Below are 24,066 nucleotides of genomic sequence, written 5' to 3' on the forward strand. Positions count from 1 at the left end.
GCCGTCACGCCGACGTCACTCGCCGTCCGCGCCGGACTCCACGGCGGGCTTCGATCCCTTGCCCGCGTCCATCGCCTTCATCTTGACGACCGACGCGAGAGCCGCGCCGCCGATCGCGACGACGATCACGGCGAGCGACAGCCATGTGGGCACCTCGGGCACCCAGTGGACGCCCTCGCCGCCGTTGATGAACGGCAGCGTGTTGCCGTGCAGCGCCTCCATCACCAGCTTCACGCCGATGAACCCGAGCACGACGGACAGGCCGAGCGGCAGGTAGACGAGCTTGTCGAGCAGGGCTCCGAGCAGGAAGTAGAGCTGCTGCAGACCCAGCAGGGCGAACACGTTCGACGTGAACACGAGGAACGGGTCCTTCGTCAGACCGAAGATGGCCGGAATCGAATCGAACGCGAACATCACGTCGGTGGTGCCGATGGTGAGGAACACGATGAGCATCGGCGTCCAGTAGCGCATGCCGTTATGGGTGGTCCTGAGCTTCTCGCCGTCATATTCGTCGGTGATGCGGATCACCTTGCGCAGCGTGCGGATGATTCCGTTCTCCTGGTACTCCTCGTCGTCATCGCCGCCGATGACCAGCTTGACGGCCGTATAGATGAGGAACGCGCCGAAGATGAAGAACACCCACGTGAAACGGCTGACGAGCGCCGCGCCGATGAGGATGAACACGCCGCGGAAGAGCAGCGCGATCGTGATGCCCACGGACAGCACGTACTTCTGGATCTGCTTCGGCACGGCGAAGTTCGACATGATGATGACGAACACGAACAGGTTGTCGATGGACAGCGAATACTCGGTGAGCCATCCGGAGTAGAACTCGATCGCGGGCTTGGAACCGGCGAAATACCAGATGCAGCCGCCGAAGATCAACGCCATGACCACGAAGAAGGCGATGTGCTGGACGCATTCCTTCGTGGAGGGCACGTGCGGCCTGCGTCCGATGACGAACAGGTCGACGATGAAGAACAACGCAAGCACCACGAACGTGGCGATTTCAAATGCAAGAGGGGTTTCGGCCATGATTCCCTACCCTAACGCATCTCTATGACCGTGGTCCTTCCATTTGTCATCCTTCTATTTGTTGGCCTTCGTCATCTGGCGCAGTTCCTTCTTCAGATCGCGGATCTCATCGCGCAGACGGGCGGCGAGTTCGAACTGGAGCTGTTCGGCGGCGGTGTGCATCTGCTCGCTCAGCTGGCGGATCAGATCGGCGAGGTCCTGGGCGGGCAGTCCGGCCTTGAGGATCTCCTCATGGCGCTTGTCCGCCTCGGCGGCGTCGAACGCGGGCACGCCCAGATGCGTGTTGCCCGCCTTGCCGGCGTTGCGGTAGCCGCCTTCGAGCAGGGTGGCCGTGTCCACGTCCTCCTTGGCGAGCATGTCGTTGACGTCGCTGATCTTCTTGATGAGCGGCTTCGGGTCGATGCCGTGCTCCTTGTTGTACGCGATCTGCTTCTCACGGCGGCGTTCGGTCTCGTCGATGGCCTGCCGCATCGCCTCGGTGACCTCGTCCGCGTACATGATGACCGTGCCGGACACGTTGCGCGCCGCGCGGCCGATCGTCTGGATGAGCGAACGGTAGGAGCGCAGGAAGCCCTCCTTGTCCGCGTCGAGAATCGCGACGAGCGACACCTCGGGCAGATCGAGGCCCTCGCGCAACAGGTTGATGCCGACGATCACGTCGATCTTGCCTTCGCGCAGCATGCGCAGCAGCTCGACGCGGCGCAGCGTGTCCACGTCGGAGTGCAGGTATTCGACCTTGATGCCCCGTTCGAGCAGATAGTCGGTGAGGTCCTCGGCCATCTTCTTGGTGAGCGTGGTGACCAAGGCGCGCTCCCCCTTGGCGACGCGGTCCTTGATCTCGGCGAGCAGGTCGTCGATCTGTCCCTCCGTGGGACGCACCTCGACCTTCGGGTCCAGCAGTCCGGTCGGACGGATGATCTGCTCGACCACCCCGTCGGACAACCCCAGCTCGTAGTCGCCGGGCGTGGCGGACAGGTACACGGTCTGGCCGACGCGTTCAAGGAACTCCGGCCATTTGAGCGGCCGGTTGTCCATCGCGGAGGGCAGGCGGAAGCCGTGTTCGACGAGCGTGCGCTTGCGCGACGCGTCGCCCTCGTACATGGCGCCGATCTGCGGGACGGTCACGTGCGACTCGTCGATGACGAGCAGGAAGTCGTCGGGGAAGAAGTCGAGCAGCGTGTGCGGCGGCGTGCCGGGCGCGCGGCCGTCGAAATGCCGTGAATAGTTCTCGACGCCGGAGCACACGCCCACCTGGGTGAGCATCTCGAGGTCGTACGTGGTGCGCATGGTGAGGCGCTGCGCCTCCAGCTCCTTGCCCTGCTTCCTGAGTTCGGCGACGCGCTCGTCGAGCTCCTCGCGGATCGTCTTCAACGCGCGTTCCATACGCTCCGGCCCGGCCACGTAATGCGAGGCGGGGAAGATGTGCACCTCGTTCTCCTCGGCGATCTCGTCGCCGGTCAACGGGTGGAGCGTGGAGATCCGGTCGATCTCGTCGCCGAAGAACTCGATGCGCACGGCGAGCTCCTCGTACACGGGGATGATCTCCACCGTGTCGCCGCGTACGCGGAACGTGCCGCGCGTGAACGCGATGTCGTTGCGCTTGTACTGCATGGCGACGAACTTCCGCAGCAGCTGGTCGCGGTCGATCTGCTGGCCGACCTTGAGCAGCAGCATGCGGCCCGCGTATTCCTCCGGCGTGCCGAGGCCGTAGATGCACGACACGGTGGCGACGACCACGCAGTCGCGTCGCGTGAGCAGGTTGGCGGTGGCCTGGTGGCGCAGACGCTCCACATCGTCGTTGATGTTGGAGTCCTTCTCGATGTACGTGTCGGTCTGCGGGATGTACGCCTCGGGCTGGTAGTAGTCGTAGTAGGAGACGAAATAGCTCACCGCATTGTCCGGCATGAGCTCGCGGAATTCGGCGCACAGCTGCGCGGCGAGCGTCTTGTTCGGCTCGATGATGAGCGTCGGCCGCTGCAGCCGTTCGATGAGCCAGGCGGTGGTGGCGGTCTTGCCGGTGCCGGTCGCGCCCATGAGCACGACGTCGTTCTCGCCGTTCTCGATGCGTGTGGCGAGCTCGTCGATGGCCTGCGGCTGGTCGCCGCTCGGCCGGTACGGCGATTTGACGACGAACGGCCTGTCCTCGCGCTGGATGTTGAACCCCATCACTTCTCCTTCCATTCGGCGACCAGTCTATCAACCTGCTCGAACATGCGTTCGAGCGGCTGTGTGGCGTCGATGACGGCGTCGGCGATCGCCTCGCGCTCCGACCGCGTCGACTGGTGGCGGATGCGTGCCTCGGCCTGCTCACGCGTCATGCCGCGCGTCGCGACCATGCGTTCGATCCGCGTCTCGACGGGCGCCTCGACCGTGACGATATGGTCGAAACGGAACGGGATGTCGCCGATCACCTCGGCGAGCAACGGCACGTCGTGCACGACGATGGCCGCGGCCGGATGCATGCGTTCCATGCGCGCCGCCGCGGCGTAGATCAGCGGATGCTCAATCGCGTCGAGCCGCTCCCGCGCGCCGGGTTCGGCGTCGCGCCCGAACACGTGGTCGGCGACCCATGCACGGTCCAACGTGCCGTCCGCCGCGACGGCGTCGTCGCCGAACTCACGCGCGATGGCCGGCAACGCCGCGCCTCCCGGCGCCACGACCTCGCGCGCCAACGCGTCATAGTCGATGTGCAGCGCGCCGTCCTCGCGCATCCGCGCCGCCACCGTGCTCTTCCCCGCCGCGATGCCCCCGGTCAATCCAATCCGAATCACGAAAACGCTCCTCCCCTTCTCCCCTTCTCTCCATCTCCCCATTTCCCATGGTGCGGTGAAACCCCCATGGTGCGGTAGGCGAAAACGGCTTGATTCCGCCGTTATGAAGAAAGTGTGTTGCCGCACTATGGGAGAGATGGCCGATGATACGACGAAACCCGGCCCATCGGGACCGGGTTTCGTTTCAGGCGTTACGCCGTGAGCTCATGCCGTGAGGCGGAACTCACTTGCCGAGCAGCTGGTCGCGCAGGGCGGCGAGCTGATCGGAGTCGGCGAGCGTGCCGGTGGAGGTGTTGTCGGAAGAGTAGTTGGACACCTCTTCGACCTTCTCCTCCTTCGGGCCCTGGCCGTCGGCGGCAGCGGACTCCTCCGCGTGCTCGAGCTCCTTGGCCACGAACTCCTTGTGCTCCTCCCACAGCTGGTGGGCGGCCGCGTACTGGGACTCCCACTCCTCGCGCTGCTTCTCGTAGCCCGCGATCCACTCGTTGGTGTTCGGGTCGAAGCCTTCGGGGTACTTGTAGTTGCCCTGCTCGTCGTACTCGGCCGGCATGCCGTAGATGGCCGGATCGAAGTCCTCGGAGGCCGGGTCGACGGAGTCGTTGGCCTGCTTGAGGGACAGGGAGATGCGGCGACGATCGAGATCGACGTCGATCACCTTGACGAACACGGTCTCGCCCGGCTTGACCACGGTCTCCGGGTTCTCGACGTGACGGTTGGCGAGCTCGGAGATGTGCACCAGGCCCTCGATGCCGTCCTCGACGGAGATGAACACGCCGAACTGCACGATCTTGGTGACCTTGCCCTTGACGATCTGGCCGGGGACGTGGGTGCGGGCGAAGCGCTGCCACGGATCCTCCTGGGTGGCCTTGAGCGACAGGGAGATGCGCTCGCGGTCCAAATCGACGTCCAGCACCTCGACGGTGACCTTGTCGCCGACCTTGACGACCTCGGACGGGTGGTCGATGTGCTTCCAGGACAGCTCGGAGACGTGGATGAGGCCGTCCACACCGCCGAGATCGACGAACGCGCCGAAGTTGACGATGGAGGAGACGACACCCTCGCGAATCTGGCCCTTCTTGAGCTGCGAGAGGAAGGTCTCGCGCACTTCGGACTGGGTCTCCTCGAGGTACTGGCGACGGGACAGGACCACGTTGTTGCGGTTCTTGTCGAGCTCGAGGATCTTGGCCTGGATCTTCTGGCCGATGTACGGGGTGAGGTCGCGGACGCGACGCATCTCGACCAGGGAGGCCGGCAGGAAGCCACGCAGGCCGATGTCCACGATGAGGCCGCCCTTGACGGCTTCGATGACGGTGCCCTCGACGACGCCGTCCGCTTCCTTGATCTTCTCGATGTCGCCCCAGGCGCGCTCGTACTGGGCGCGCTTCTTGGACAGAATCAGACGGCCTTCCTTGTCTTCCTTCGTGACGACAAGGGCCTCGACGGTGTCGCCGACCTCGACGACCTCGTCCGGATCGACGTCCTTCTTGATGGAAAGCTCGCGGGAGGGGATCACACCCTCGGTCTTGTAGCCGATATCCAGGAGGACCTCGTCGTGATCGATCTTGACGACGGTACCCTCGACCAGATCACCATCGTCGAAGTTCTTGATGGTGGAATCGACTGCCTTGATGAAGTCCTCTTCGGTGCCGATGTCGTTGATGGCGACCTTGGTGACCTCAGTGTTGTTCTCTGCCATGTAGGTAATGGTTTCTCAATAGTTGGATGGATAATTACTCGATATTCAGTTATGGATGTGCCCATCGGACACGCGACTTTCCACAATACAGTCAGCCATGCCCAAAATCCCGGGCGTGTCGCCGTCGGTCAGGCCTTGCCTTCGGCCTTCGCCTGGCGCTCGGCCATCTCCACGACGTTGGCGAGGAGCATGGCGCGGGTCATCGGGCCGACGCCGCCCGGGTTGGGCGAGTATGCGGATGTCTTGTCGTGGGCGGCCTTGTCGACGTCGCCCCTGACGCGCCAACGGCCCGCCTCCTCGTCGTAGACGCGCGAGACGCCCACGTCGAGCAGCACGGCGCCGTCCTTGATCATGTCGGGCTTGACGAATCCGGCGGAGCCCATCGCGGCGACGACCACGTCGGCGCGGCGGATGTGGTCGACGACGTCGCGCGTGCCGGTGTGGCACAGCGTGACGGTCGCGTTGACGGCGCGGCGGGTGAGCATGAGGCCGATCGTGCGGCCGATCGTGATGCCGCGGCCGAGCACGCACACCTCCTTGCCGTCCAGGTCGATGTCGTACGCCTTGAGCAGTTCGATGCAGCCGCGCGGCGTGCACGGCAGCGGCGTGTCGATGTCGCCCTTGACGTGGAGCACGAGCTCGCCGAGGTTGTACGGGTGCATGCCGTCGGCGTCCTTGGCCGGGTCGATGAGGTCGATGATCGCGTTCTGGTCGATGCCCTTCGGCAGCGGCAGCTGCACGATGTAGCCGGTGCACGCCGGATCCTCGTTCATCTCGCGCACCACGGCGGCGATGTCGTCGAAGGTCGCGTCGGCGGGCAGCTCGTGCTTGATGGAGCGGATGCCCACCTCGGCGCAGTCGGCGTGCTTGCCGGCCACGTACTTGACCGAGCCGGGGTCGCTGCCGACCAGCAGCGTGCCGAGGCCGGGTTCGACACCCACGGCCTTGAGACGCTCCACGCGCTCCTTCAAATCCTGCTTGATCTGCGCGGCCACGGCTTTGCCGTCGAGTTTCACGGGCATGTCGACTCCTTCTGTCCTAACGTGTCGTGGGATGCGGTGGACGCTACTACGATTAGGTAACATGTCGGTTTCGCCGAAGACGGATATGGACGCGCGGCGAGGAGCGGAAGGGGTCGGACGATGAACGTGGGACATCTGGGACGGCGAGCGGGACGACGGTTCGGGAGCGTGCGGCGCGCCGCGGCGGCGGTCGTCGCGGCCGTGCTCGCCCTCGCCTGCGCCGCCTGCGGCACGACTGCGGACGACGGCGGGACCGCCACGGGCGCGCAGACGACGCAGACGGCGAAGACCGGCGTCATCAAGGTGGTCTCCTCGGTGAACCAGTGGGGGTCACTCGCCAAGGAGATCGGCGGCGACGCGGTCGACGTCACGTCGATCCTCTCCTCCACGGGCGTGGACGCGCACGACTTCGAGCCGAAGACCTCCGATCTGGCGAAGCTGAGCCGCGCCGAGATCGTCGTCGCGAACGGCGCCGGATACGACACGTGGGCCACGAAGTCGCGCGGACCGGACTCGACGCTCGTCTCCGCCGCGCAGATCGTGGGTGCGATGGACGGCGACAACCCGCATCTGTGGTTCTCGAAGGACGCGCGCGCCGGCATGGCCAAGGAGCTGGCCGACGCGTTCTCGAAGGCGCGGCCGAAGAAGCGCAAGACGTTCGCAGCCAATCTCAAGGCCTGGCAGTCGCGCGAGAAGGAGCTCGACGCGCGCATGGCCGACTTCGCCGACGCGCACAAGGACCTCACCTATGGCGCGACCGAGGCGGTCGTCTACTATCTGATGAGCGACATGTCGTTCGACGACGCCACCCCGAAGGGCTACGCGCAGGCGGTCGCCAACGGCGGCGAGGTCGCTCCCGCCGATCTGCAGACCTTCCAGGAGGTCATCGAGAAGAAGAAGGTCGACGTGCTGGTCAACAACACGCAGGAGGCCTCCGACGCGACGAACATGCTCATCGGCACGGCCGGCCGCTCCGACGTGCCGGTCGTCGACGTGAGCGAGCAGATGCCGAAGAAGTACGACACCCTCGTCGACTGGATCGGCGCGCTGGCCGACGAGATCTTCACCGCCGTCGACCCCGACTACGGCAAGGACGACACGGCCGACAGCGCCGAATCGCCCTCTTCCGATTCCTCTGATTCCTCTGATTCCTCTGGCTCCTCCGACGACTCGGATTCCGCCGGAACCGACGCCGGCGACGCCCAGCCCGACCCCGGCAAGTAACGGCGCGGACGACGCGCCCTTATCGACGCGCACGTAATTGAGAACGGTTGTCAACATCATTTGCGATAATCCTGCGGTAGATTCGTGAATCCCAATCCATGACCACAGGAGGCCCGACCATGGGCGAACCGCTTCAGGACGCGATCGTCTTCCGCGACGCGGCAATCAGGCGCGGCGACCGCGTCATCTGGCAGCACGGCGACTTCGCCATCCCCGCCGGATCGGTCACCGCGATCGTCGGTACCAACGGCGCCGGCAAGACCACAATGATGAAGGCCGAGCTGGGACTGCTGCCGCTCTCGCACGGCTCGCTCACCGTCTTCGGCAAGCCGGCCGGCGAGGCGAACGGCGTCATCGGCTACGTCCCGCAAAGCTACACGTCGGACATCGACTCGAACCTCACCGCCGAACAGTCGGTGCTGCTCGGCCTAACCGGCACGCGGTTCGGCATCCACCCGGTCACGCGCGCGCAACGCGCCAAGGCGCACGAGGCGATGGCGTTCGTCGGCATCGACGGCAAGGCGCGATACCGGCTGTCCGAACTGTCCGGAGGCCTGCGCCAACGCGTCGCCATCGCGCAGGCGATCGTCTCCGACCCGAAACTGCTCATGCTCGACGAGCCGCTCGCCAACCTCGACCTTGCATCCCAGCGCGCCGTCGCGCACCTGCTCGCACGCCTCAACCAGGAACTCGGCATGACGATCCAGATCGTCGCGCACGACCTCAACATGCTGCTGCCGATCCTCACCGGCGCCGTCTACCTGCTCGACGGGCATCCGCACTACGCGGACATGCGCAAGGTGCTCGACTCGAAGCTCCTCACCCACCTGTACGGCACGAACGTGCAGGTCGTGACCACGCCGCAGGGCGACATGTTCGTCACCCCCTCCCCCGACGAGCCGAAGGACCAGCCGATGGACATGCACACGGCGGCCGAGGTGGCGGAGCTGCACCATCACGCGCACACCGACGACATGCACGCGCACGACGCCTCCACGATTCAAGGAGCGAGGAAATGAGCCACATCGATTTCAGCTTCGACCCCAACTGGATGGACACGCTGACCGCGCCGTTCATGGCCAACGCGTTCCTCGCCGGCCTGTGCATCGCGTTCGCGGCCGGCGTGATGGGCTACTTCACCATCGCCCGGCATTCCACGTTCGCCGCGCACGCGCTCGCCCACATCGGCCTGCCCGGCGCGACCGGGGCCGTGCTGCTCGGCCTGCCCGTCTCGCTCGGACTCGGCGCGTTCGCGCTGGGCGGCGCGCTCGTGATCGGCGCGCTCGGCAAGCGCGTCTCCGAACGGGAGATCGCCACCGGCACGGTGCTCGCCTTCGCGACGGGCCTCGGCCTGTTCTTCGCCCGGTTGTCGAGTTCGGCCTCGCAGCAGATGCAGTCGATCCTGTTCGGTTCGATCCTGACGATCACCACCGCGCAGATCATCGGATTCGCGATCTTCGACGTGGTGCTGCTGGCGGTGCTGTCGATCATCTACCGGCCGCTGCTGTTCAGCTCGCTCGACGAGCAGGTTGCGCAGGCCAAGGGCGTGCCGATCGGCTGGATGAACGTCGCGTTCATGGCGATCATGGCCGGTGTGATCACGATCGCCGTGCCCGCGGTGGGGACGCTGCTCATCTTCGCATTGGTCATCACGCCGGCGGCCGCGGCGAACATCATCGCCTCCTCGCCGCTCAGGGCGATGGTCGCGGCCGGGGCGATCTGCCTCGTCTCGATCTGGGGTGGCCTCGTGCTCTCCGCGATGTTCCCAGCTCCCCCGAGCTTCATCATCGTGACGATCTCCACCCTGTTCTGGGCCGCCGCCAAAGCCGTGGAGGCGCTGCGGCGGCGGTGACGCCCATCGCCCGGTTTCCCCATCGCCCGGTTTCCTTGGTTTCCCCCGTATCCCGGATTCCCTTGGCCTCCCCGTATCCTGGCTTCCCTCGATCTCCCCATATCCCGGCACAACCATTCCCGGCTATCAGCCGCATGCCCCGGGATTTCTTGCACTGACCCGCTCCCCAGCGCAAGGAATCCCGGAAACGAGGCGCATCGTCCGGGATTCCTTGCGCTGGGACTTCATCAGTGCAAAGAATCCCGGACGTAGGCCGTGTTTCCCGGGGTTTCTTGTGCGCCGGGGACGACAAGGCTCCCCGGCGTCGTCAGACAAAAACGGACAACGAACAACTGGATCCGTCCAGTTCACGCGTTGATGACGGTTCCCCGAAAAAACCGCACGCGACACGCCCGAAGTGAGGGGTGTTATCCACATTGCCCGATTCGGCTTGTCTCCGGGATCCGGCTGCACATAGCGTCGAACCATGAAAGAGCACAAAGGAGTCACCGCACTGCTGCGAATCGCCGAACGGGAACGACGCTGCGCGATAGGCGACGGCGGCGCCGTCTATCACGCCCTACGCAGGCGGGTGAAGGCGTTGGAAGTGGTCTCGCCATATCCGAATCTTTTCGCAGATGTGTTGTATTGGGACGCCCTCGATCCCGAGGAACAATCGCTGCATATGATCCGCGCGTTGGCAAAGGTCCATCCGCGGTGGACGTTCGCGGGGCTCAGCGCCGCATGCGTCTACGGATACCAGCATTCCTACGCGCTGCATGACGGAACGGTGAGCATCGCGTCGACGAAAGGCTCCGGGCACGGCGCGGCCAAGCAGCTGAGACCGCTTTACATGCACGCCGTTCCCCGTCGCCTGTTCCGCGGGATATCGGTCACCTCCCCCGCCCGCACGCTCATCGACTGCGCCATCCTACCGTTCGTCGATGCCCTGGCCATCTACGACTCCGCACTGCGGAACGGCCACGTCACAATCGCCGACGTCGAAACACTGATGATTCGAATCAACTGCGATGAGACGGCGGTGGCGAAACTCCTGAGACACGCCGCCCCGCTACGGGAGAACGGAGGCGAATCCTGGGCCTACGCCCATATCCTCGAGCTCGGGTATGCAGGCCCGACGTGCCAAACCGAGTTCTTCAACCCGGACATACCGACCATGCCGTATCGTGTCGATTTCTGCTGGCGGCTCGCCGACGGACGCGTCATCGTCGCCGAATACGACGGCATGGCGAAATACGCCGACGTCAGCAATCCGAATCGCGCGAGTCTACAGGCGAAGCTGGATTACGAGCGCCGGCGGGAAAGCTCTCTCCGAGAGCAGGGAATCACCACCATCGTGCATCTGTTCTTCGAGGATGTGAAGAACTCCGCAAGGCTGGATGCCAAACTCACCGATGCCGGCGTACCGAAAATCCGTTGACGTATCATCCACCGGAACCGATCCGAAAATCATCCCGCCCGGAATCCCTTGTACGGAGACCAAGGGCAGCGCAAGGATTCCCGGATAATGACCGCATCATCCGGGAATGGTTGCGCTGAGCCGCTCCCCAGCGCAACTATTCCCGGAAACGAGGCACATCATCCGGGATTTCTTGCGCTGGGATATGGTCAGTGCAAGAAATCCCGGACAAAAGGGACGATTCCCGGGAATAGTTGCGCCGGGAGAGGGGAAACGGATATCGCGACGGGACGTCTCATCGGAATCCGGTGTCACTTCGACGACGGTACGACGATACGACGGCAGCACGGCAATGCTTCGGCAATCATCTGACAATACCTCGGCGGCAATCCGGTGATGGCTCGGTGATGGGTGATGGTCTGGCAACGCCTCGGCGGCAGTCTGGCAGCGCCTCGACGATGGGCCGGCAACACCTCGGCGATGGGCCGATGGTGCGACGGCAGCCCGAGAAGGCGTCTCGGCGACGATGTCATTCGCGACGGCATCTCGTCGACGCGCCGACCCTTCTCCTCGGAGCCGCGAACGGAATCAGCGCCCGGCTTCCTCGACCAGGGCCGTGGCGATGGCGGCGAGGCCTTCGCCGCGGCCGGTGAAGCCCATATGGTCTGTGGTGGTGGCGGTGACGGACACCGGGCATCCCACGGCCTCGGCAAGCGCGGCGGCGGCCTCATCACGGCGACGCCCGATCTTCGGCCGGTTGCCGATGATGGCGACCGATGCCGACGTCGGCGCGAAGCCGCGTTCCCGAAGATACGCGACGGTCTCGCGCAGCATGTCCGCGCCGTGCATGCCGGCGCCGTGCGCCTCCACGCCGACGCCGAACAACACACCGATGTCGCCCAGTCCGGCGGCCGCCAGCAATGCGTCGATCAACGCGTGCGCGGCCACGTCGCCGTCGGAGTCGCCCTCGATGCCGCCGCCCTCGCCGTCCCAGCGAAGCCCCGCGAGCCACAATTCGCGGGAGTCGTCTTCGGGGGCGAAACGATGGGCGTCGAACCCCTGTCCTATACGCATAGTGCTCCTCCCGATATGCGAAGGCCCCCATTGACGGGGGCCTTGCGGATGTCGATCGTCGAATCGCGTCAAGCCGCGGCTCAGCGCTTGCGGCTCTTCTTCTTCTCGGCGTCGAGACGCGCCATCGTGTCGGAGGCGGCCTCCTCGGGCGCCTCGGTGTGATGCTTCTCATCACCGGGCTTCGGCTCGCTGTAGCCGAGGTTCACATCGAGCAGGCGCTGTGCCTCCTCCTCGTCGATCTTCTCGGACAGGGCGATCTCCGAGGTGAGGATGGAACGCGCCTTGGTGAGCATGCGCTTCTCGCCGGCGGACAGTCCGTGCTCGTCGACGTCGCGCTGGGCGAGGTCGCGCACGACCTCGGCGATCTTGTTGACGTCGCCGGTCGCGATCTTCTCGACGTTCAGCTTGTAGCGCCGCGACCAGTTCATCTCCTTCTCGACGATCGGGGTGCGCAGGATCTCGAACACCTTCGCCACCTCGTTCGCGTCGACGATGTCGCGCACGCCGACCTTCTTCGCATTGTCGACCGGGACGTTGATCACCAGGCCGTCGGAGGACAGCACCGACAGCTGCAGGTACTCGCGGGTGACCCCCCTCACGGTCCGCTCGGTGACCGCCTCGACCCTCGCCGCGCCGTGGCGCGGATAGACGACCATATCGCCGACCTTGTAACCCATGAAACCTCCGCTGAAAGCAGACCCACAAAAAACCTGAAAAAGTATGCCATCACCCCCGGACACGCCGGCAGGTCGCCGACCGCGGCTCGCGCGACGCGCCAAAGCCGCGATGATAACGTTTGTAGCCGTACACTATGGGCATGGCTACAAACACGAACATCAATGAAGATACCGTCGCCGTTCCCGTCAACCAGGGTGACCTCGACAAAGTCAGCAACGCCGAGTTCTACAACCCGCACGCCATCCTCGGCGCGCACATGGCGAACTACCCGCATGCCGACCAGACCACGATCCGCGTGCTGCGCCCGATGGCGAAGACCGTCGCCATCGTCACGCAGGACGGCGAATACCCGGCCGAGCATGAATACAACGGCGTGTTCATCGCCGTCGTGCCCTCCGCCAGGACCGAGCACGGCTACAGCGTGCCCGACTACCGCGTGAAGGTCTCCTACGAGGGCGGCGAGCCGTTCGTCGAGGACGACCCGTACCGCTACCTGCCCACCGTCGGCGAGATGGACACCTACCTGTTCGGCGAGGGCCGCCATGAACGCCTGTGGGAGGCGCTGGGCGCGCACGTGCGCCGCTACTCCGACCCGATGGGCGACGTGACCGGCGTCTCCTTCGCCGTGTGGGCGCCGAACGCGCACGCCGTGCGCGTCATCGGCAACTTCAACTCGTGGGACGGCCGCCGCCACGCGATGCGCGCGCTCGGCTCCTCCGGCGTGTGGGAGATCTTCATCCCCGGCATCGGCGCGGGCGAGGTGTACAAGTACCAGATCCTCAACGCCAACTACGAGTGGGTCGACAAGGCCGACCCGATGGAGCGCTCCCACGAGGTGCCGCCGGCGAACGCCTCCGTCGTCGTCGAATCGACGCACGAGTGGCAGGACGACGAGTGGATGGAGAAGCGCGCCAAGACCAACCCGATGGACAGGCCGGTCGCCATCTACGAGATGAACGCGCTGAGCTGGCGCAAGGACGTGAACAGCTACCGCGAGCTGGCCGACAAGCTCGTGCCGTACATCGAGAAGATGGGCTTCACCCACGTCGAGTTCATGCCGCTCGCCGAATACCCGTTCACCGGCTCCTGGGGCTACCAGGTCACCGGCTACTACGCGGTCGACTCCCGTCTCGGCGGCCCGGACGACTTCAAGTACCTCGTCGACCGTCTGCACGAGGCCGGCATCGGCGTGATCATGGACTGGGTGCCCGCGCACTTCCCGAAGGACGCGTTCGCGCTCGGCCGCTTCGACGGCACGCCGCTGTACGAGGACCCGGACCCGACCCGCGGCGAGCATCCGGACTGGGGCACGTACATCTTCAACTTCGGCCGTCACGAGGTGCGCAACTTCCTCGTCGCCAACGCCTGCTTCTGGCTCGGCGAATACCACATCGACGGCCTGCGCGTCGACGCGGTCAGCTCGATGCTGTACCTCGACTACAGCCGCGAGCCCGGCCAGTGGCATCCGAACATCTACGGCGGCCGCGAGAACCTCGAGGCCATCGACTTCCTCAAGGAGGCGAACGCCACCGCATACAAGAACAACCCGGGCATCATGATGATCGCCGAGGAGTCCACCGCGTACGCGGGCATCACCGCCCCCACCGACCAGGGCGGCGTCGGCTTCGGCCTCAAGTGGAACATGGGCTGGATGCACGACACGCTCGAGTACCTGCACGAGGAGCCCATCAACCGCAAGTGGCACCACAACGAAATCACCTTCTCGATGGTGTACGCCTACTCGGAGCACTACGTGCTGCCGCTGAGCCACGACGAAGTCGTGTACGGCAAGGGCTCCCTGTACGGCAAGATGCCGGGCGACGGCTGGCAGAAGTACGCCGGCGTGCGCGCCCTGTTCGCCTACCAGTGGGCGCATCCGGGCAAGAAGCTCACGTTCATGGGCAACGAGCTCGCGCAGTGGGGCGAGTGGGACCACAACAACTCGATCGACTGGGCGTGCCTCGACTGGGAGGACCACCGCGAGGTGCAGTCCATGGTCGCCGACCTCAACAAGCTGTACAAGGAGACGCCGGCCATCTGGAGCCAGGACTTCACGCCCGACGGCTTCCAGTGGCTCACCAGCGACGACGCCGACCACAACACGCTGAGCTTCATGCGCATCGGCTCCAAGGGCGAGACCGTCGTCGTGGTCGTGAACTTCTCCGGTGAGGCGTGGTCCGACTACCAGGTGCCGCTGCCGAAGGAGGGCAAGTGGACCGAGGTGTTCACCACCGACGCCAAGAAGTACGGCGGCTCCGACATCAAGAACGGCACGTTCGAGGCGGACGCCGGCGAATACCATTCGCGTCCGGCCTCGGCGAAACTCACCATTCCGGCGCTCGGCGCTGTATTCTTGAAGCCGGAAGAGTGACGAAAGGCGAACACCCCCTACCTACCGGCTGAAAGGCGGCAAGAACAACCATGCTCAATACCACGGCACGCCAACAGACCACACCGCGCACGGTGCTGGTCGTGGAGGACGAACCGACGCTGGCCACGGCCATCGCGCAGCGCATCACCGCCGAGGGGTGGACGGCGCGCGTGGCCGGCGACGGCGCCAGCGCCGTGCAGGCGGCCACGCAGTTGAAGCCGGATCTGGTGATCATGGACATCATGCTGCCGGTGATGGACGGCCTCGAGGCGACGAAACGCATCGTGGCCGCCCGTCCGGTGCCGGTGCTCATCCTCACCGCCCGCGACGACGAGGCGGACAAGGTGATCGGTCTGGGGGCGGGAGCCGACGACTACATGACCAAGCCGTTCTCGATGCGCGAGCTCATCGCCCGCTGCAAGGCGTTGCTGCGCCGCGTCGAGCGCGCGAAGGTCATCGCCAAGAACGCGGAGAACGAGAAGATCCTCGACTTCGGCACGCTGGTCATCGACCCGGCGCAGCGCACGGTGAGTGTGAACGGCGAGTACGTACACCTCACCCCCACCGAGTTCGATCTGCTCGCCACGCTGGCGCGCAAACCCAAGTCCGTGCTCACCCGCGAGAAGCTGCTCGAGGAGGTGTGGGACTGGGTGGACGCGTCCGGCACCCGCACGGTCGACAGCCATGTGAAGGCGCTGCGCCACAAGCTGGGACCGGACATGATCCGCACGGTGCACGGCGTCGGATACGCGTTCGAGCCCCCATCGGGCGAGTGAGCCGAGGCGACCGGAACATGGGACGACCGATGACGCCGATGACCAAGTCCATCGACTCACGCCGGGCGGGCGCATGCCGTGAACGCATGCGCCCGCTCGGCGTATTCTCCTCGCTCAAGCTCGAATTGTGCGCGCTGCTCGTCTTCGCCACGGCGATCGCGTTCACGATGTGCTGGTTCCTGCTCAAATTCGGCTGGAGCGGCTGGCTCGCCATGCCGTTCACCCTCGTGGTGGCGCTCGGCATCACGTATTTCTTCTCACGCGGTCTCACCGCGCGTCTGCGCCAGCTGCGCGACGCCGCGGAGGCGATGGCCGACGGCGACTACACGGTGCGCGTGCCGATGGACGAGTCCAGCCACGACGAGGTCGGCCAGCTCGCGCGTTCGTTCAACGAGATGGCCGCGGAGCTCCAGCACGCCGACCAGATGCGCCGCGACATGATCGCCAACGTCAGCCATGAGCTGCGCACGCCCGTCTCCGCGCTGCAGGCGCAGGTGGAGAACATGGCCGACGGCGTCACCGAACCGACGCCCGCGAATCTGGAGGGCATCCTCGACCAGACGCAGCGGCTGAGCGATCTCATCGCGTTCCTGCTCGACCTGAGCCGCATGGAGGCGGGGGCCGCGAGCCTCGAGATCGAACGTTTCGATTTCCGCGAATTCCTCGACGACACGATCGAACCGTTGGAGATCGCCGACGGCGGCCATGCGCACGACATCCGCATGCAGGCCGCCGAGGGCATCATGATGGAGGGCGACCAGGACCGTCTGCGCCAATTGTTCACCAACATCATCGGCAACGCGTTGAAGCACTCCCCCGACGGGACGAGCGTGCTCGTCGAAGTGCATGAGGACGAGACGCACGACACCGTGGTGACGAACGTCGTGAACTTCGGCTCGCAGATCGCCCCCGAGGCCCGTTCGGACATCTTCCGCCGCTTCGTCAAAGGCAAGTCCGGTCCGGGCACCGAATCGGGCGGCACCGGGCTCGGCCTGTCGATCGCGCGTTGGGCGGCGCAGCTGCACGGCGGCGACGTGCGCGTCGTCGACGACATGCGCGGCGCCGACTTCGAGATCACGTTGCCGAAGCATCATACCGTGGCGTAGCGGTCAGGGCGAGACAGGCGACGACCTGCGCGCCCGCCGACTCCAGCGCGGCCACGCAGGCGCGCATCGTCGCGCCGGTGGTGACGATATCGTCGACGAGGACCACGCGCCGCCCGTCGACGCGACGGGGCCGCGGCACCGTGATGACGGAACCGCCCACCCTCGCCGCGCGTCCGCTCCTGCCCTTCGTCTCCACCGACTTGCCTCCCGTGACGCGCGACGTCAGCACGTTGCCGGCGTGCGCACGGACGCCCCGCGCACGGCACCATGAGGCGAGTGCGCGCGCGGGCGGCATCATATGCCGCCTGCCGCGGCGCCTCGCCGAACGCGCCGATGACGGCGCCGGCACGATGAGCAGCCCGTCGTCACCGTCATGACCGGCGTCCACGCCTCTCGTCACCATGTCGCTCGCCACCGTGCCGTCGGACGTCGTGACGCCGATCGCGTCCGGGACGCGCGAGGCGAGCGTGCACAGCGCCTGGGAGAACGGACGATCGCACTCCTCGTCGCCATGATCCTTCCATGCCAGCACGGCGCGTCTCGCCGCCCCCTCGTACACCGAACACGCGTATGCCGGCACGTGCGTCGCCTCCGACGGCACGATCACCACCTGCGAGAACAGGGTCCGGCATGCGGGGCACAGCACCTCGTCGGGCATGTCGCATCCCGCACAGCCGCGCGGCAGCAGCAGGCCCATCATGTCCGAGGCCACGGTGCCGGCGCGCATGATACGCCTCCTACCGTCCCGCGGCGGGCTTCGGCAGGCGCTCCAGCAGGCCGTCGATGAGTTCGATGGTGTCGGCCGGGCTGGAGACGGCGATGCCCATCGCCCCGGCCTGCACCGCCGGATAGTCGTTGCCGCCGGGCTCCATGCGGTCGCCGACGAACGCGATCCGGTCCACCTCGACGCCGAGATGGCGGGCGAGCTCGCGTACCGCGAACGCCTTGTCGATGCCCCGGTCGGCCACGTCGATGCTCGTGTAGCCGCCCGCGTGCACCTTGAGATCGGGCAGGTCGGCGGCGACGGCCGCGGCGAGACGCGCCTTCACCTCGTTGGTCGGATCGAACGCCTGCTTGGCCTCCAGCGGCGCCTGCTGGCCGAGCACGGACAGGGTGATCTGGGAGCCGCGGTCCTCGATGCGTTCACCCCACACCGTCTCGAACCAGACGCCCTGCTCGCGCGCGCGGCGCTCCAGGCTCGCGCGGGCGCGGGCGCGCTGGTCCGCATTGAGGTCGTGGCTGAACACCTGCTTCCAGCCGCCGCCTTCCCAGCGCCGATAGCAGGTGCCGGAGGTGGGCATGAGATGGAGCCGCCGCAGATCCGCCTGCGGTTCGAGCACGTCGAGGATCTGGCTGACGACGAGCTCGTAGCGGCCGCCGGTGATGACGGCGACGTCGATGCGCCGCGTGAGTTCGCTGAACCGATGGGCCATGGCTGGCTTCATGGGTTTCCTCGAATTGGCGAGCGTGTTGTCCAGATCGAATCCGATCAGCCGTACACGCGCGCAAAGCACGTCGAGGTCCCATTCGTCCCATGGCCTGATCATCGTCGTCTCCTGTCCGCTGCGCGCAGCCGTCGTATGTCCAGTATCCCACGTCGGAGGCCGCCCCATCGCGGTTGCCGCCGGCATGGCCTACAGTGGGTGCCATGCTTGAAGCCCCTTGGAATGAACGAGTATACCGCAATCGTCACGGCCGCGGCGTCCGCACGCCGATGTTCGGCACACGTCTGCCACGGTATCGCACCCGTTCGGGCATGTTCGACGATCTGGTGGCCGCGCATATCCGCCGTCTGGCCGAGGCGTGGCCGCAGCTGGTCAAGCCGGTGCAGTTCGCGGTGGAGGACGTGCCGCCCTCCGATCCGGCGCCGTGGGAGTCGGAGCCGAGCATCAACTCCCGCCTGTTCCCCGCCGACCACGGCATGCCCGCGCGCATCGTGCTGTACCGCATGCCGTTGCAGTCGCATACGCGGGGCCGCGAGGAGCTCCAGTGGGCGATCCGCGACGAGCTCGTCATCCGTCTGGGCGAACTGTACGGCCGCCGCCCCGAGGAGCTCGACCCGGATTTCGAGTGGTGAACCCGGCGGCCGCGCGGCTCAGCGCACGATCGACGCGTCGGGCGTCGCCCTGACGAGCTCCTCGCGCACCGCGAGCGTGGTGGGCGCGACCACCGACAGTCCGGCGGTCTTGTCGGAGTCGAGTCCGCCGCCGCCGATGCGCGCGCCCCACGAGACGGCCTTGGCCTCGTCCGAGACGATGGCGGCGACGCCCTCCCCTTTCACGGTGGTCGCGTCATGCGCCTTGACGGTCACCTCGCGTTCGTCGCCGGCCTTGCCGGTGTCGTCCATGAATGTGAGCTTGACGGTGGCGTCATCGTCGCCGGCGTTGACGAACGTGAGCGTCGTATCGACGCCGTCCGCGATCGCCATGCCGGAGGAGACTGCGGGAGCCGAGGCCTGGAGCAACGCGAAGTCCTCCTGTCCGTCGGAGCCGGATCTCGTGGCCTTGGCCGAGGCGACGAAGGCCTTCCCGCCGCCGGAGACGACGATTCCGCGCGCGCCCTTGGGCGCCTTGCCCAGATCGATGACGGCGACGCGGTCCGCCTTCACCTGCTCCTTGCGGATGTCCTTCGCACCGTTCTCGGTGGCCCAGGAAAGGGAGACCTCGCCGGCGCTCTTGCCGTACAGGTAGAGGCTCACGCGGTCGCCCTCGGCCACGCCGGGAATCACGCTCGTGGCCGTGGCGTCCGCGGCGGGCATCGCGAAATCGGAGCCCTTCGGCGTCAATCCGCTGCTCGCCGTGGTGCGCACGACGGCGCCCACCGGCGTGGCGCCGCTGTCCACGGTGACGTAGACGCCGTCCTGTCCGGAAGCGGCCGCCGACAGGTCGACGACGGTCTCCCCCTCGGCGGCGACGGTGGCGCTGCCCGCCGTGGACAGGCCGAGCCGTCCCGAGGCCTTGCTGCCCACCACCGTGATGGACACGGTGGTCGCCTTGGACGAGGGATTGGCGAGCACGAGCTGCTGCCGCGTGCCGGTGGCCGTGGATGTGAGCAGGAACGACTGGCTCATCGCTGGGGTGACGCAGGTGGCGGCGGAGATGCCGCGCAGGTCGCCGTCCGCGGCGTGCGACACGGTGACGCCGGCGTGGCCGGAACCGTCGCCGGCCTTGAGCAGGTTCGTGTCGAGCAGGCGGGAGTAGCCGCCGTCGTCCCTTGACACCATCGCGTCACGGCTGACCGGCTTGTCCGGAGCCTTGAGCGAGACGGTCTTCGCGTCGCCGGTCAGGTCGAGCGGCGTGGACGTGGAGGCGTACACGGAGCCGAACGCGGCGAGCGCGGTGGAGGTCGTCATGTCGCCGGCGGATGCACGGTACTCGCTGTCCCCCCAATCGGTGGAGTCGGGCAGTTCCATGCGGGCCGGGCAATACGCCTGAAGACGCTCCTGGACGATGCGGTGCGACGATCCGAGTGTGCCCGAGGCGGAATCCACCATCACGTCGGGCATTCTGACGACGGCCAGCACGGCGAACGCCGCGATGAGCAGCACGCTGGTGACGACCGCCACGATGACGCGCAGCACGCGCATCGGTGTTCCCTGCCTGTTCATGCGGTTTCGCCCTCCTCTTCGCGTTCGGCGCGTCCTTCCTCGTCGACCGGATGCCCGCGCCGTCGCCGTGGCGCGGCGACGAGCACGTACAGCAGGCACGTCACGCCGAGCAGGACCAGCCAGACGTAGCGCCACGGACTGTGCGCCATGGCGCGTTCACGCGTGGCGTCGACGCCGACGCCGGTGCCCTCGGCCGCGGTCAGACGATAGTAGGTGCCCGAGTCGGAGGTCACGACGGACTGGGTGCCGTCGGACGCGGTGATGTTCGTGGCGAGCTGGTCGGATCCGGATTGCCCGGAGACGACGAACACGCCGCCGAACCCGAGACCCACGAGCGCGGAGACGGCCGCGTCATCGCTGTTCGACAGGAGCCTCGCGGACAGCTCGCCGATGCGCCCATCGGCGTCGTCCGTCTGACCGGCGGCCTGGCGGGCGCGCCATGCGGGCGAGGAGTCGACGAGATCGCCCACCGAGGTGTCCATGACCGCGTAGGAGACGTTGGAACGGGAGTCGGCCTCGAGGGCGAGGATGCGTTGGCCGGGCTGGCCTTCGAGCATGTCCGTCGCCACCATCGGCAATCCGGAGCCCGAGACGGCGACGGACCCCTCGACGTGACGGGCCGTGGAGAATCCGGTCCAGGCGACCACGCCCACGGACAATGCGACACACAGCAGCACACGTCCCGCGATCACGGCCCGGTGCCATGCGCGTCCGGAGGCGGCGCCGGAATCCGACCGGCCGCCCGGAGCGCGCAGGGCGACGAAGCGGCGGACGGCGCCGCCGGCCATCAGGCATACGCACGACAGCGCGCCGAGCATGGCGAGCAGAAGTCCGGGAAGCACCGATCCGGCCACGGCGCCGTCGGCGTCCAACGCGATGGCGACCCGTGCCGAGCCGAGGCTCAGCGCGCCGCCCGCGACGATCGTCACCCACATCATGCGCGAGGCGCGCAGGGCGAACGGCAGGACCAGCGAGACGACGGCCAGCACGGTCACGGCGAGCAGCATGCACAGGGTGGCGATGCCGAATCCGGAGGTGAGGAACTGCGTGAAGCCGCCTGTCTCGTCGAATCCGAACGCGCGGATGACCACCTCGGTCAGGTTGAGCGCCGCCGGACGGCCGTTGGCCGACGCGACGGGGACGGTCATGTCGCCGAACAGCTGACGCCATTCGCCGCGGGAGGCGTAACGCACGGACGCGACGAGCGTCGGCGCCGCGAGCAGCGCGGCGGGCAGCGGCATGAGCAGCAGCATGGCGCGATGCCGGGGCACGAAGACGAGGAAGACGAGGAACGTGACGACGAGGGGCAGCAGCAGCTGGGGCTCGGCGGCCACGACCGGCATGTAGCACAGCGAGGCGGCGGCGGACGCCTGCACCGAGGGGCGCGGACGGACCGGATCCTCGGTATGGTAGAGCCCCACCGCGCGGAACGTGAACGCGAACGCCGCGGGCATGAACACCATCACGGTGAGCATCGGCAGGTCGGCGGTCGAGAACAGTCCCATGGCGAGGCCGAGGGAGACCCACAGCAATCCCGAGATGACGCGCACCGCGTCGGAACGGGTGAATACGCCGGCGAGCGCCCAGAACGACAATGCGGCGCACGGCGCGGCGAGGAAGAACATGAGGACCGTCGCGGCGGCCACATGCCCGCCGGTGAGGAGGGAAACGAGCAGCAGCACCCACAGCCACGGGGCCGGTGGGGCGGCGACGCCCACGCCGACGCCCCACGTCCACTGCGTGGTGGCGGCCGATGCGAGCTGGGCGAGGGAGGCGCCGGTGGGCAGCCATTGCGCCGAGACGAGCGATCCGCCGGACAGCGCCGTGCGGAACAAGGACCAGTCGAGCGCGAGCACCGCGACGAACGCGGCCGCGGCCATCGCGGCGGCGAGCCCCCAGCGGCGCACGGCGCGCATGCGCAGATGCGCGCGCACCAGCGGCCCCAGCAGCACGGTGCCGCGCTGGTCGGCGAGGGCGTGCGAACGTTCCCTCCACTGCGTGAGCTGGCCTCGTGTGGCGGTGAGCAGCGCCAGTCGCCGCCGGTCCACCTTCGTCTGACGTGCGACCGCCCGGCGCGCGCGCAACGCCCCGGGCAGGGACGCGAGCGCACGCCAGGGCATGCACAGCTCGCACCATGCCTCATAGGGCTGCTTGGCGACGAGACGGGCCAGGGCGAGCCCGATGGCGGCGACGAGCGAGACGAGCCAGACGAGGGGCCAGCGGGGCATGGCGATGTCCGTGCACCGGTAGCGGCGCCATGCGGTCATCACGCGCATGGACGGATTGACCGCGTCCTCCGGGTCCAATCCTTCGCCGCCGTGCGTGCGCACGCCTTCGAAGCGGGCGCGGCGATGGGCGATGCGCGCGCGGGGGACGACGACCACGCGTCCGCCGCCGCGGCAGATCCTGCGGCATAGGTCGGTTCCCTCGGCGTAGGTGGTGAACCACGGGTCGGTCCCGCCGAACGCGCGATAGGTCTCCATGGGTACGAGCGCGCCGGCCAGCGACACGGCGAAGACGTCGGCGCGGGCGTCGTACTGCTCCTGGTCGGGTTCGTCGTCGACGACCAGCGTGTTGACGGCGTGGCCGGTCGCGTAGGCGCCCACGCCATGCAGCCGCGTGCCCTCCCAGTCGAGCTGCTTCGCGCCGAGCAGGGAGGCGCCCGGCGTATTGCGCCACGCCTCGACGAGGCGTTCCAGACAGTGGGCGTCGGCGGGACGGGAGTCGTCGTGCAGCAGCCACAGGGCGCGCGCCGTGCCGTCCAGACCGGCGTAGTCCATGGCCTTGGCGACCGCGGCGCCGAAGGACGAGGCCCCTTGGGCGCGCACCAGCCACACGTCGACCGACAGGGTGCGCGGTTCACGGCCCAGCAGCGGGTCGGTGGGCGTCACGGTCACGTCGAACGAGGTGCGTAGCGGCTGCGCGGTGTCGCCGGTGCAGTCGGCCACGACGATCGCGCCGGGCAGCACGGTCTGTCCGAGCAGCGATCCGAGCGTGTCCGGAAGGAATCTCAGATCGTCCTCGACGGTCACGACGGCGGTGACGCCGGTCTCGACGCCGCGCGCCCGTGAACGCGGACGGGCGGCCAATGCGTCGGACAGGATCCGGCGCACGCCGCCCGTGGTGGGAAATTGTTCGATGTCTGCAGTCACGCCTGCTCCTTGCGTGTTTTCTTGTACCGTCGGCGTTCCCTCTCGCTCATGCCGCCCCAGATGCCGAACCGCTCATCATGCTCGATGGCCCATTCGAGGCACTGCCGGCGCACTTCGCACTGCGCGCACACGCGTTTCGCGTCGCGCGTCGACCCACCCTTCTCCGGGAAGAACGCCTCCGGATCGGTCTGCGAGCACAGCGCCTTGCGCTGCCATGACACATCGCCGTCCGGGGAGAACAGCCCCCATAACAGCTCCTCCAGCGGCTCGTCGGCGGAATCTTCGGCAATGCCCCACATGTGC

The 24,066-nt window shown here is 67.0% G+C and carries 20 protein-coding genes; 8 read left to right on the forward strand and 12 right to left on the reverse strand.

Annotated elements, in window-relative coordinates; genetic code table 11:
• Positions 1-15: 15 nt before the first annotated feature.
• From AC1AYN_RS07410 to AC1AYN_RS07430, 5 genes are all read right to left on the reverse strand, one after another.
• Positions 16-1,035 carry a TerC family protein gene (locus tag AC1AYN_RS07410; RefSeq protein WP_476532767.1) on the reverse strand — a complete coding sequence of 340 codons (1,020 nt, stop codon included), beginning with the start codon at positions 1,033-1,035 and terminating at the stop codon, positions 16-18.
• Between the two features lie 54 nt (positions 1,036-1,089).
• Positions 1,090-3,201 (reverse strand): excinuclease ABC subunit UvrB, encoded by a 2,112-nt coding sequence (gene uvrB / locus AC1AYN_RS07415; RefSeq protein ID WP_476532768.1) that lies wholly within the window; start codon positions 3,199-3,201, stop codon positions 1,090-1,092.
• A complete protein-coding gene (gene coaE, locus AC1AYN_RS07420; RefSeq protein WP_476532769.1) occupies positions 3,201-3,806 on the reverse strand; it encodes a dephospho-CoA kinase in 606 nt (201 codons plus the stop codon). Before coaE ends, uvrB begins: the two co-directional genes overlap by 1 nt.
• A 223-nt stretch (positions 3,807-4,029) precedes the next feature.
• Entirely contained in the window at positions 4,030-5,502 is a 1,473-nt protein-coding gene (gene rpsA / locus AC1AYN_RS07425; protein WP_476502164.1) for a 30S ribosomal protein S1, read from the reverse strand.
• Positions 5,503-5,630: 128 nt separating this feature from the next.
• Entirely contained in the window at positions 5,631-6,524 is an 894-nt protein-coding gene (locus tag AC1AYN_RS07430) for a bifunctional methylenetetrahydrofolate dehydrogenase/methenyltetrahydrofolate cyclohydrolase (protein WP_476532770.1), read from the reverse strand.
• A 120-nt stretch (positions 6,525-6,644) separates the two neighbouring features.
• Here AC1AYN_RS07430 and AC1AYN_RS07435 point away from each other — a divergent pair, with 120 nt between their 5' ends.
• The 4 genes from AC1AYN_RS07435 to AC1AYN_RS07450 all read left to right on the forward strand — a co-directional run bounded on the left by AC1AYN_RS07435 (position 6,645) and on the right by AC1AYN_RS07450 (position 11,020).
• Positions 6,645-7,748 (forward strand): metal ABC transporter solute-binding protein, Zn/Mn family, encoded by a 1,104-nt coding sequence (locus tag AC1AYN_RS07435; protein ID WP_476532772.1) that lies wholly within the window; start codon positions 6,645-6,647, stop codon positions 7,746-7,748.
• A 119-nt stretch (positions 7,749-7,867) separates the two neighbouring features.
• A complete protein-coding gene (locus AC1AYN_RS07440; RefSeq protein ID WP_476532773.1) occupies positions 7,868-8,767 on the forward strand; it encodes an ABC transporter ATP-binding protein in 900 nt (299 codons plus the stop codon).
• Complete coding sequence (locus AC1AYN_RS07445; protein WP_476532774.1) at positions 8,764-9,600, forward strand: metal ABC transporter permease; 837 nt, start codon at positions 8,764-8,766, stop codon at positions 9,598-9,600. Before AC1AYN_RS07440 ends, AC1AYN_RS07445 begins: the two co-directional genes overlap by 4 nt.
• A gap of 466 nt (positions 9,601-10,066) precedes the next feature.
• Entirely contained in the window at positions 10,067-11,020 is a 954-nt protein-coding gene (locus AC1AYN_RS07450) for a hypothetical protein (RefSeq protein WP_476532775.1), read from the forward strand.
• Positions 11,021-11,587: 567 nt separating this feature from the next.
• Here AC1AYN_RS07450 and ispF read toward each other — a convergent pair.
• Together ispF and AC1AYN_RS07460 are read right to left on the reverse strand one after the other, a co-directional pair.
• A complete protein-coding gene (ispF, locus tag AC1AYN_RS07455) occupies positions 11,588-12,073 on the reverse strand; it encodes a 2-C-methyl-D-erythritol 2,4-cyclodiphosphate synthase (protein ID WP_476532776.1) in 486 nt (161 codons plus the stop codon).
• Between the two features lie 80 nt (positions 12,074-12,153).
• Positions 12,154-12,750 (reverse strand): CarD family transcriptional regulator, encoded by a 597-nt coding sequence (locus AC1AYN_RS07460; RefSeq protein WP_034526438.1) that lies wholly within the window; start codon positions 12,748-12,750, stop codon positions 12,154-12,156.
• 140 nt (positions 12,751-12,890) lie between these two features.
• Here AC1AYN_RS07460 and glgB point away from each other — a divergent pair, with 140 nt between their 5' ends.
• Genes glgB through AC1AYN_RS07475 form a run of 3 tightly spaced genes read left to right on the forward strand, consistent with a single transcriptional unit; the run spans position 12,891 to position 17,004 of the window.
• The gene (gene glgB, locus AC1AYN_RS07465) at positions 12,891-15,122 is read left to right on the forward strand and encodes a 1,4-alpha-glucan branching protein GlgB (RefSeq protein ID WP_476502158.1); all 2,232 of its coding nucleotides are present in this window, start codon (positions 12,891-12,893) and stop codon (positions 15,120-15,122) included.
• Positions 15,123-15,172: 50 nt separating this feature from the next.
• The gene (locus tag AC1AYN_RS07470; protein ID WP_476502157.1) at positions 15,173-15,898 is read left to right on the forward strand and encodes a response regulator transcription factor; all 726 of its coding nucleotides are present in this window, start codon (positions 15,173-15,175) and stop codon (positions 15,896-15,898) included.
• 38 nt (positions 15,899-15,936) lie between these two features.
• Positions 15,937-17,004, forward strand: coding sequence for a sensor histidine kinase (locus AC1AYN_RS07475; RefSeq protein ID WP_476502205.1), 1,068 nt, complete (start codon positions 15,937-15,939; stop codon positions 17,002-17,004).
• Here AC1AYN_RS07475 and AC1AYN_RS07480 read toward each other — a convergent pair.
• Together AC1AYN_RS07480 and AC1AYN_RS07485 are read right to left on the reverse strand one after the other, a co-directional pair.
• Positions 16,973-17,731, reverse strand: a complete 759-nt coding sequence (locus tag AC1AYN_RS07480; RefSeq protein WP_476532777.1) for a ComF family protein — start codon at positions 17,729-17,731, stop codon at positions 16,973-16,975. The two genes, AC1AYN_RS07475 and AC1AYN_RS07480, sit on opposite strands and share 32 nt — an antisense overlap.
• Before the next feature lie 10 nt (positions 17,732-17,741).
• Positions 17,742-18,551 (reverse strand): HAD-IIB family hydrolase, encoded by an 810-nt coding sequence (locus AC1AYN_RS07485; protein WP_476532778.1) that lies wholly within the window; start codon positions 18,549-18,551, stop codon positions 17,742-17,744.
• A 101-nt stretch (positions 18,552-18,652) separates the two neighbouring features.
• Between AC1AYN_RS07485 and AC1AYN_RS07490 the strand changes: the two genes are divergently transcribed.
• Positions 18,653-19,081 carry a metallopeptidase family protein gene (locus tag AC1AYN_RS07490; protein WP_476502154.1) on the forward strand — a complete coding sequence of 143 codons (429 nt, stop codon included), beginning with the start codon at positions 18,653-18,655 and terminating at the stop codon, positions 19,079-19,081.
• A gap of 18 nt (positions 19,082-19,099) precedes the next feature.
• Here AC1AYN_RS07490 and AC1AYN_RS07495 read toward each other — a convergent pair whose 3' ends face one another.
• From AC1AYN_RS07495 to AC1AYN_RS07505, 3 genes are read right to left on the reverse strand one after another with little or no spacing between them, the layout of a single operon-like run.
• Complete coding sequence (locus AC1AYN_RS07495; protein WP_476532779.1) at positions 19,100-20,611, reverse strand: DUF5719 family protein; 1,512 nt, start codon at positions 20,609-20,611, stop codon at positions 19,100-19,102.
• Positions 20,608-23,763, reverse strand: a complete 3,156-nt coding sequence (locus tag AC1AYN_RS07500) for a glycosyltransferase family 2 protein (protein WP_476532780.1) — start codon at positions 23,761-23,763, stop codon at positions 20,608-20,610. The genes AC1AYN_RS07495 and AC1AYN_RS07500 overlap by 4 nt, the downstream gene beginning before the upstream one ends.
• Positions 23,760-24,062, reverse strand: coding sequence for a WhiB family transcriptional regulator (locus AC1AYN_RS07505; protein WP_476502151.1), 303 nt, complete (start codon positions 24,060-24,062; stop codon positions 23,760-23,762). The genes AC1AYN_RS07500 and AC1AYN_RS07505 overlap by 4 nt, the downstream gene beginning before the upstream one ends.
• Between the last annotated feature and the right edge of the window lie 4 nt (positions 24,063-24,066).

The organism is Bifidobacterium sp. LH_413 (genome assembly GCF_056357015.1).

Coding starts and splice junctions, on each gene's coding strand:
- AC1AYN_RS07410 (WP_476532767.1), bottom strand. CDS start 1,035: ATGGCCGAAACCCCTCTTGCATTTGAAATCGCCACGTTCGTGGTGCTT.
- AC1AYN_RS07475 (WP_476502205.1), top strand. CDS start 15,937: ATGACCAAGTCCATCGACTCACGCCGGGCGGGCGCATGCCGTGAACGC.
- AC1AYN_RS07470 (WP_476502157.1), top strand. CDS start 15,173: ATGCTCAATACCACGGCACGCCAACAGACCACACCGCGCACGGTGCTG.
- AC1AYN_RS07460 (WP_034526438.1), bottom strand. CDS start 12,750: ATGGGTTACAAGGTCGGCGATATGGTCGTCTATCCGCGCCACGGCGCG.
- rpsA (WP_476502164.1), bottom strand. CDS start 5,502: ATGGCAGAGAACAACACTGAGGTCACCAAGGTCGCCATCAACGACATC.
- AC1AYN_RS07495 (WP_476532779.1), bottom strand. CDS start 20,611: ATGAACAGGCAGGGAACACCGATGCGCGTGCTGCGCGTCATCGTGGCG.
- AC1AYN_RS07445 (WP_476532774.1), top strand. CDS start 8,764: ATGAGCCACATCGATTTCAGCTTCGACCCCAACTGGATGGACACGCTG.
- glgB (WP_476502158.1), top strand. CDS start 12,891: ATGGCTACAAACACGAACATCAATGAAGATACCGTCGCCGTTCCCGTC.
- AC1AYN_RS07440 (WP_476532773.1), top strand. CDS start 7,868: ATGGGCGAACCGCTTCAGGACGCGATCGTCTTCCGCGACGCGGCAATC.
- AC1AYN_RS07435 (WP_476532772.1), top strand. CDS start 6,645: ATGAACGTGGGACATCTGGGACGGCGAGCGGGACGACGGTTCGGGAGC.
- uvrB (WP_476532768.1), bottom strand. CDS start 3,201: ATGGGGTTCAACATCCAGCGCGAGGACAGGCCGTTCGTCGTCAAATCG.
- AC1AYN_RS07505 (WP_476502151.1), bottom strand. CDS start 24,062: ATGTGGGGCATTGCCGAAGATTCCGCCGACGAGCCGCTGGAGGAGCTG.
- AC1AYN_RS07480 (WP_476532777.1), bottom strand. CDS start 17,731: ATGCGCGCCGGCACCGTGGCCTCGGACATGATGGGCCTGCTGCTGCCG.
- AC1AYN_RS07490 (WP_476502154.1), top strand. CDS start 18,653: ATGCTTGAAGCCCCTTGGAATGAACGAGTATACCGCAATCGTCACGGC.
- AC1AYN_RS07450 (WP_476532775.1), top strand. CDS start 10,067: ATGAAAGAGCACAAAGGAGTCACCGCACTGCTGCGAATCGCCGAACGG.
- ispF (WP_476532776.1), bottom strand. CDS start 12,073: ATGCGTATAGGACAGGGGTTCGACGCCCATCGTTTCGCCCCCGAAGAC.
- AC1AYN_RS07485 (WP_476532778.1), bottom strand. CDS start 18,551: ATGATCAGGCCATGGGACGAATGGGACCTCGACGTGCTTTGCGCGCGT.
- AC1AYN_RS07430 (WP_476532770.1), bottom strand. CDS start 6,524: ATGCCCGTGAAACTCGACGGCAAAGCCGTGGCCGCGCAGATCAAGCAG.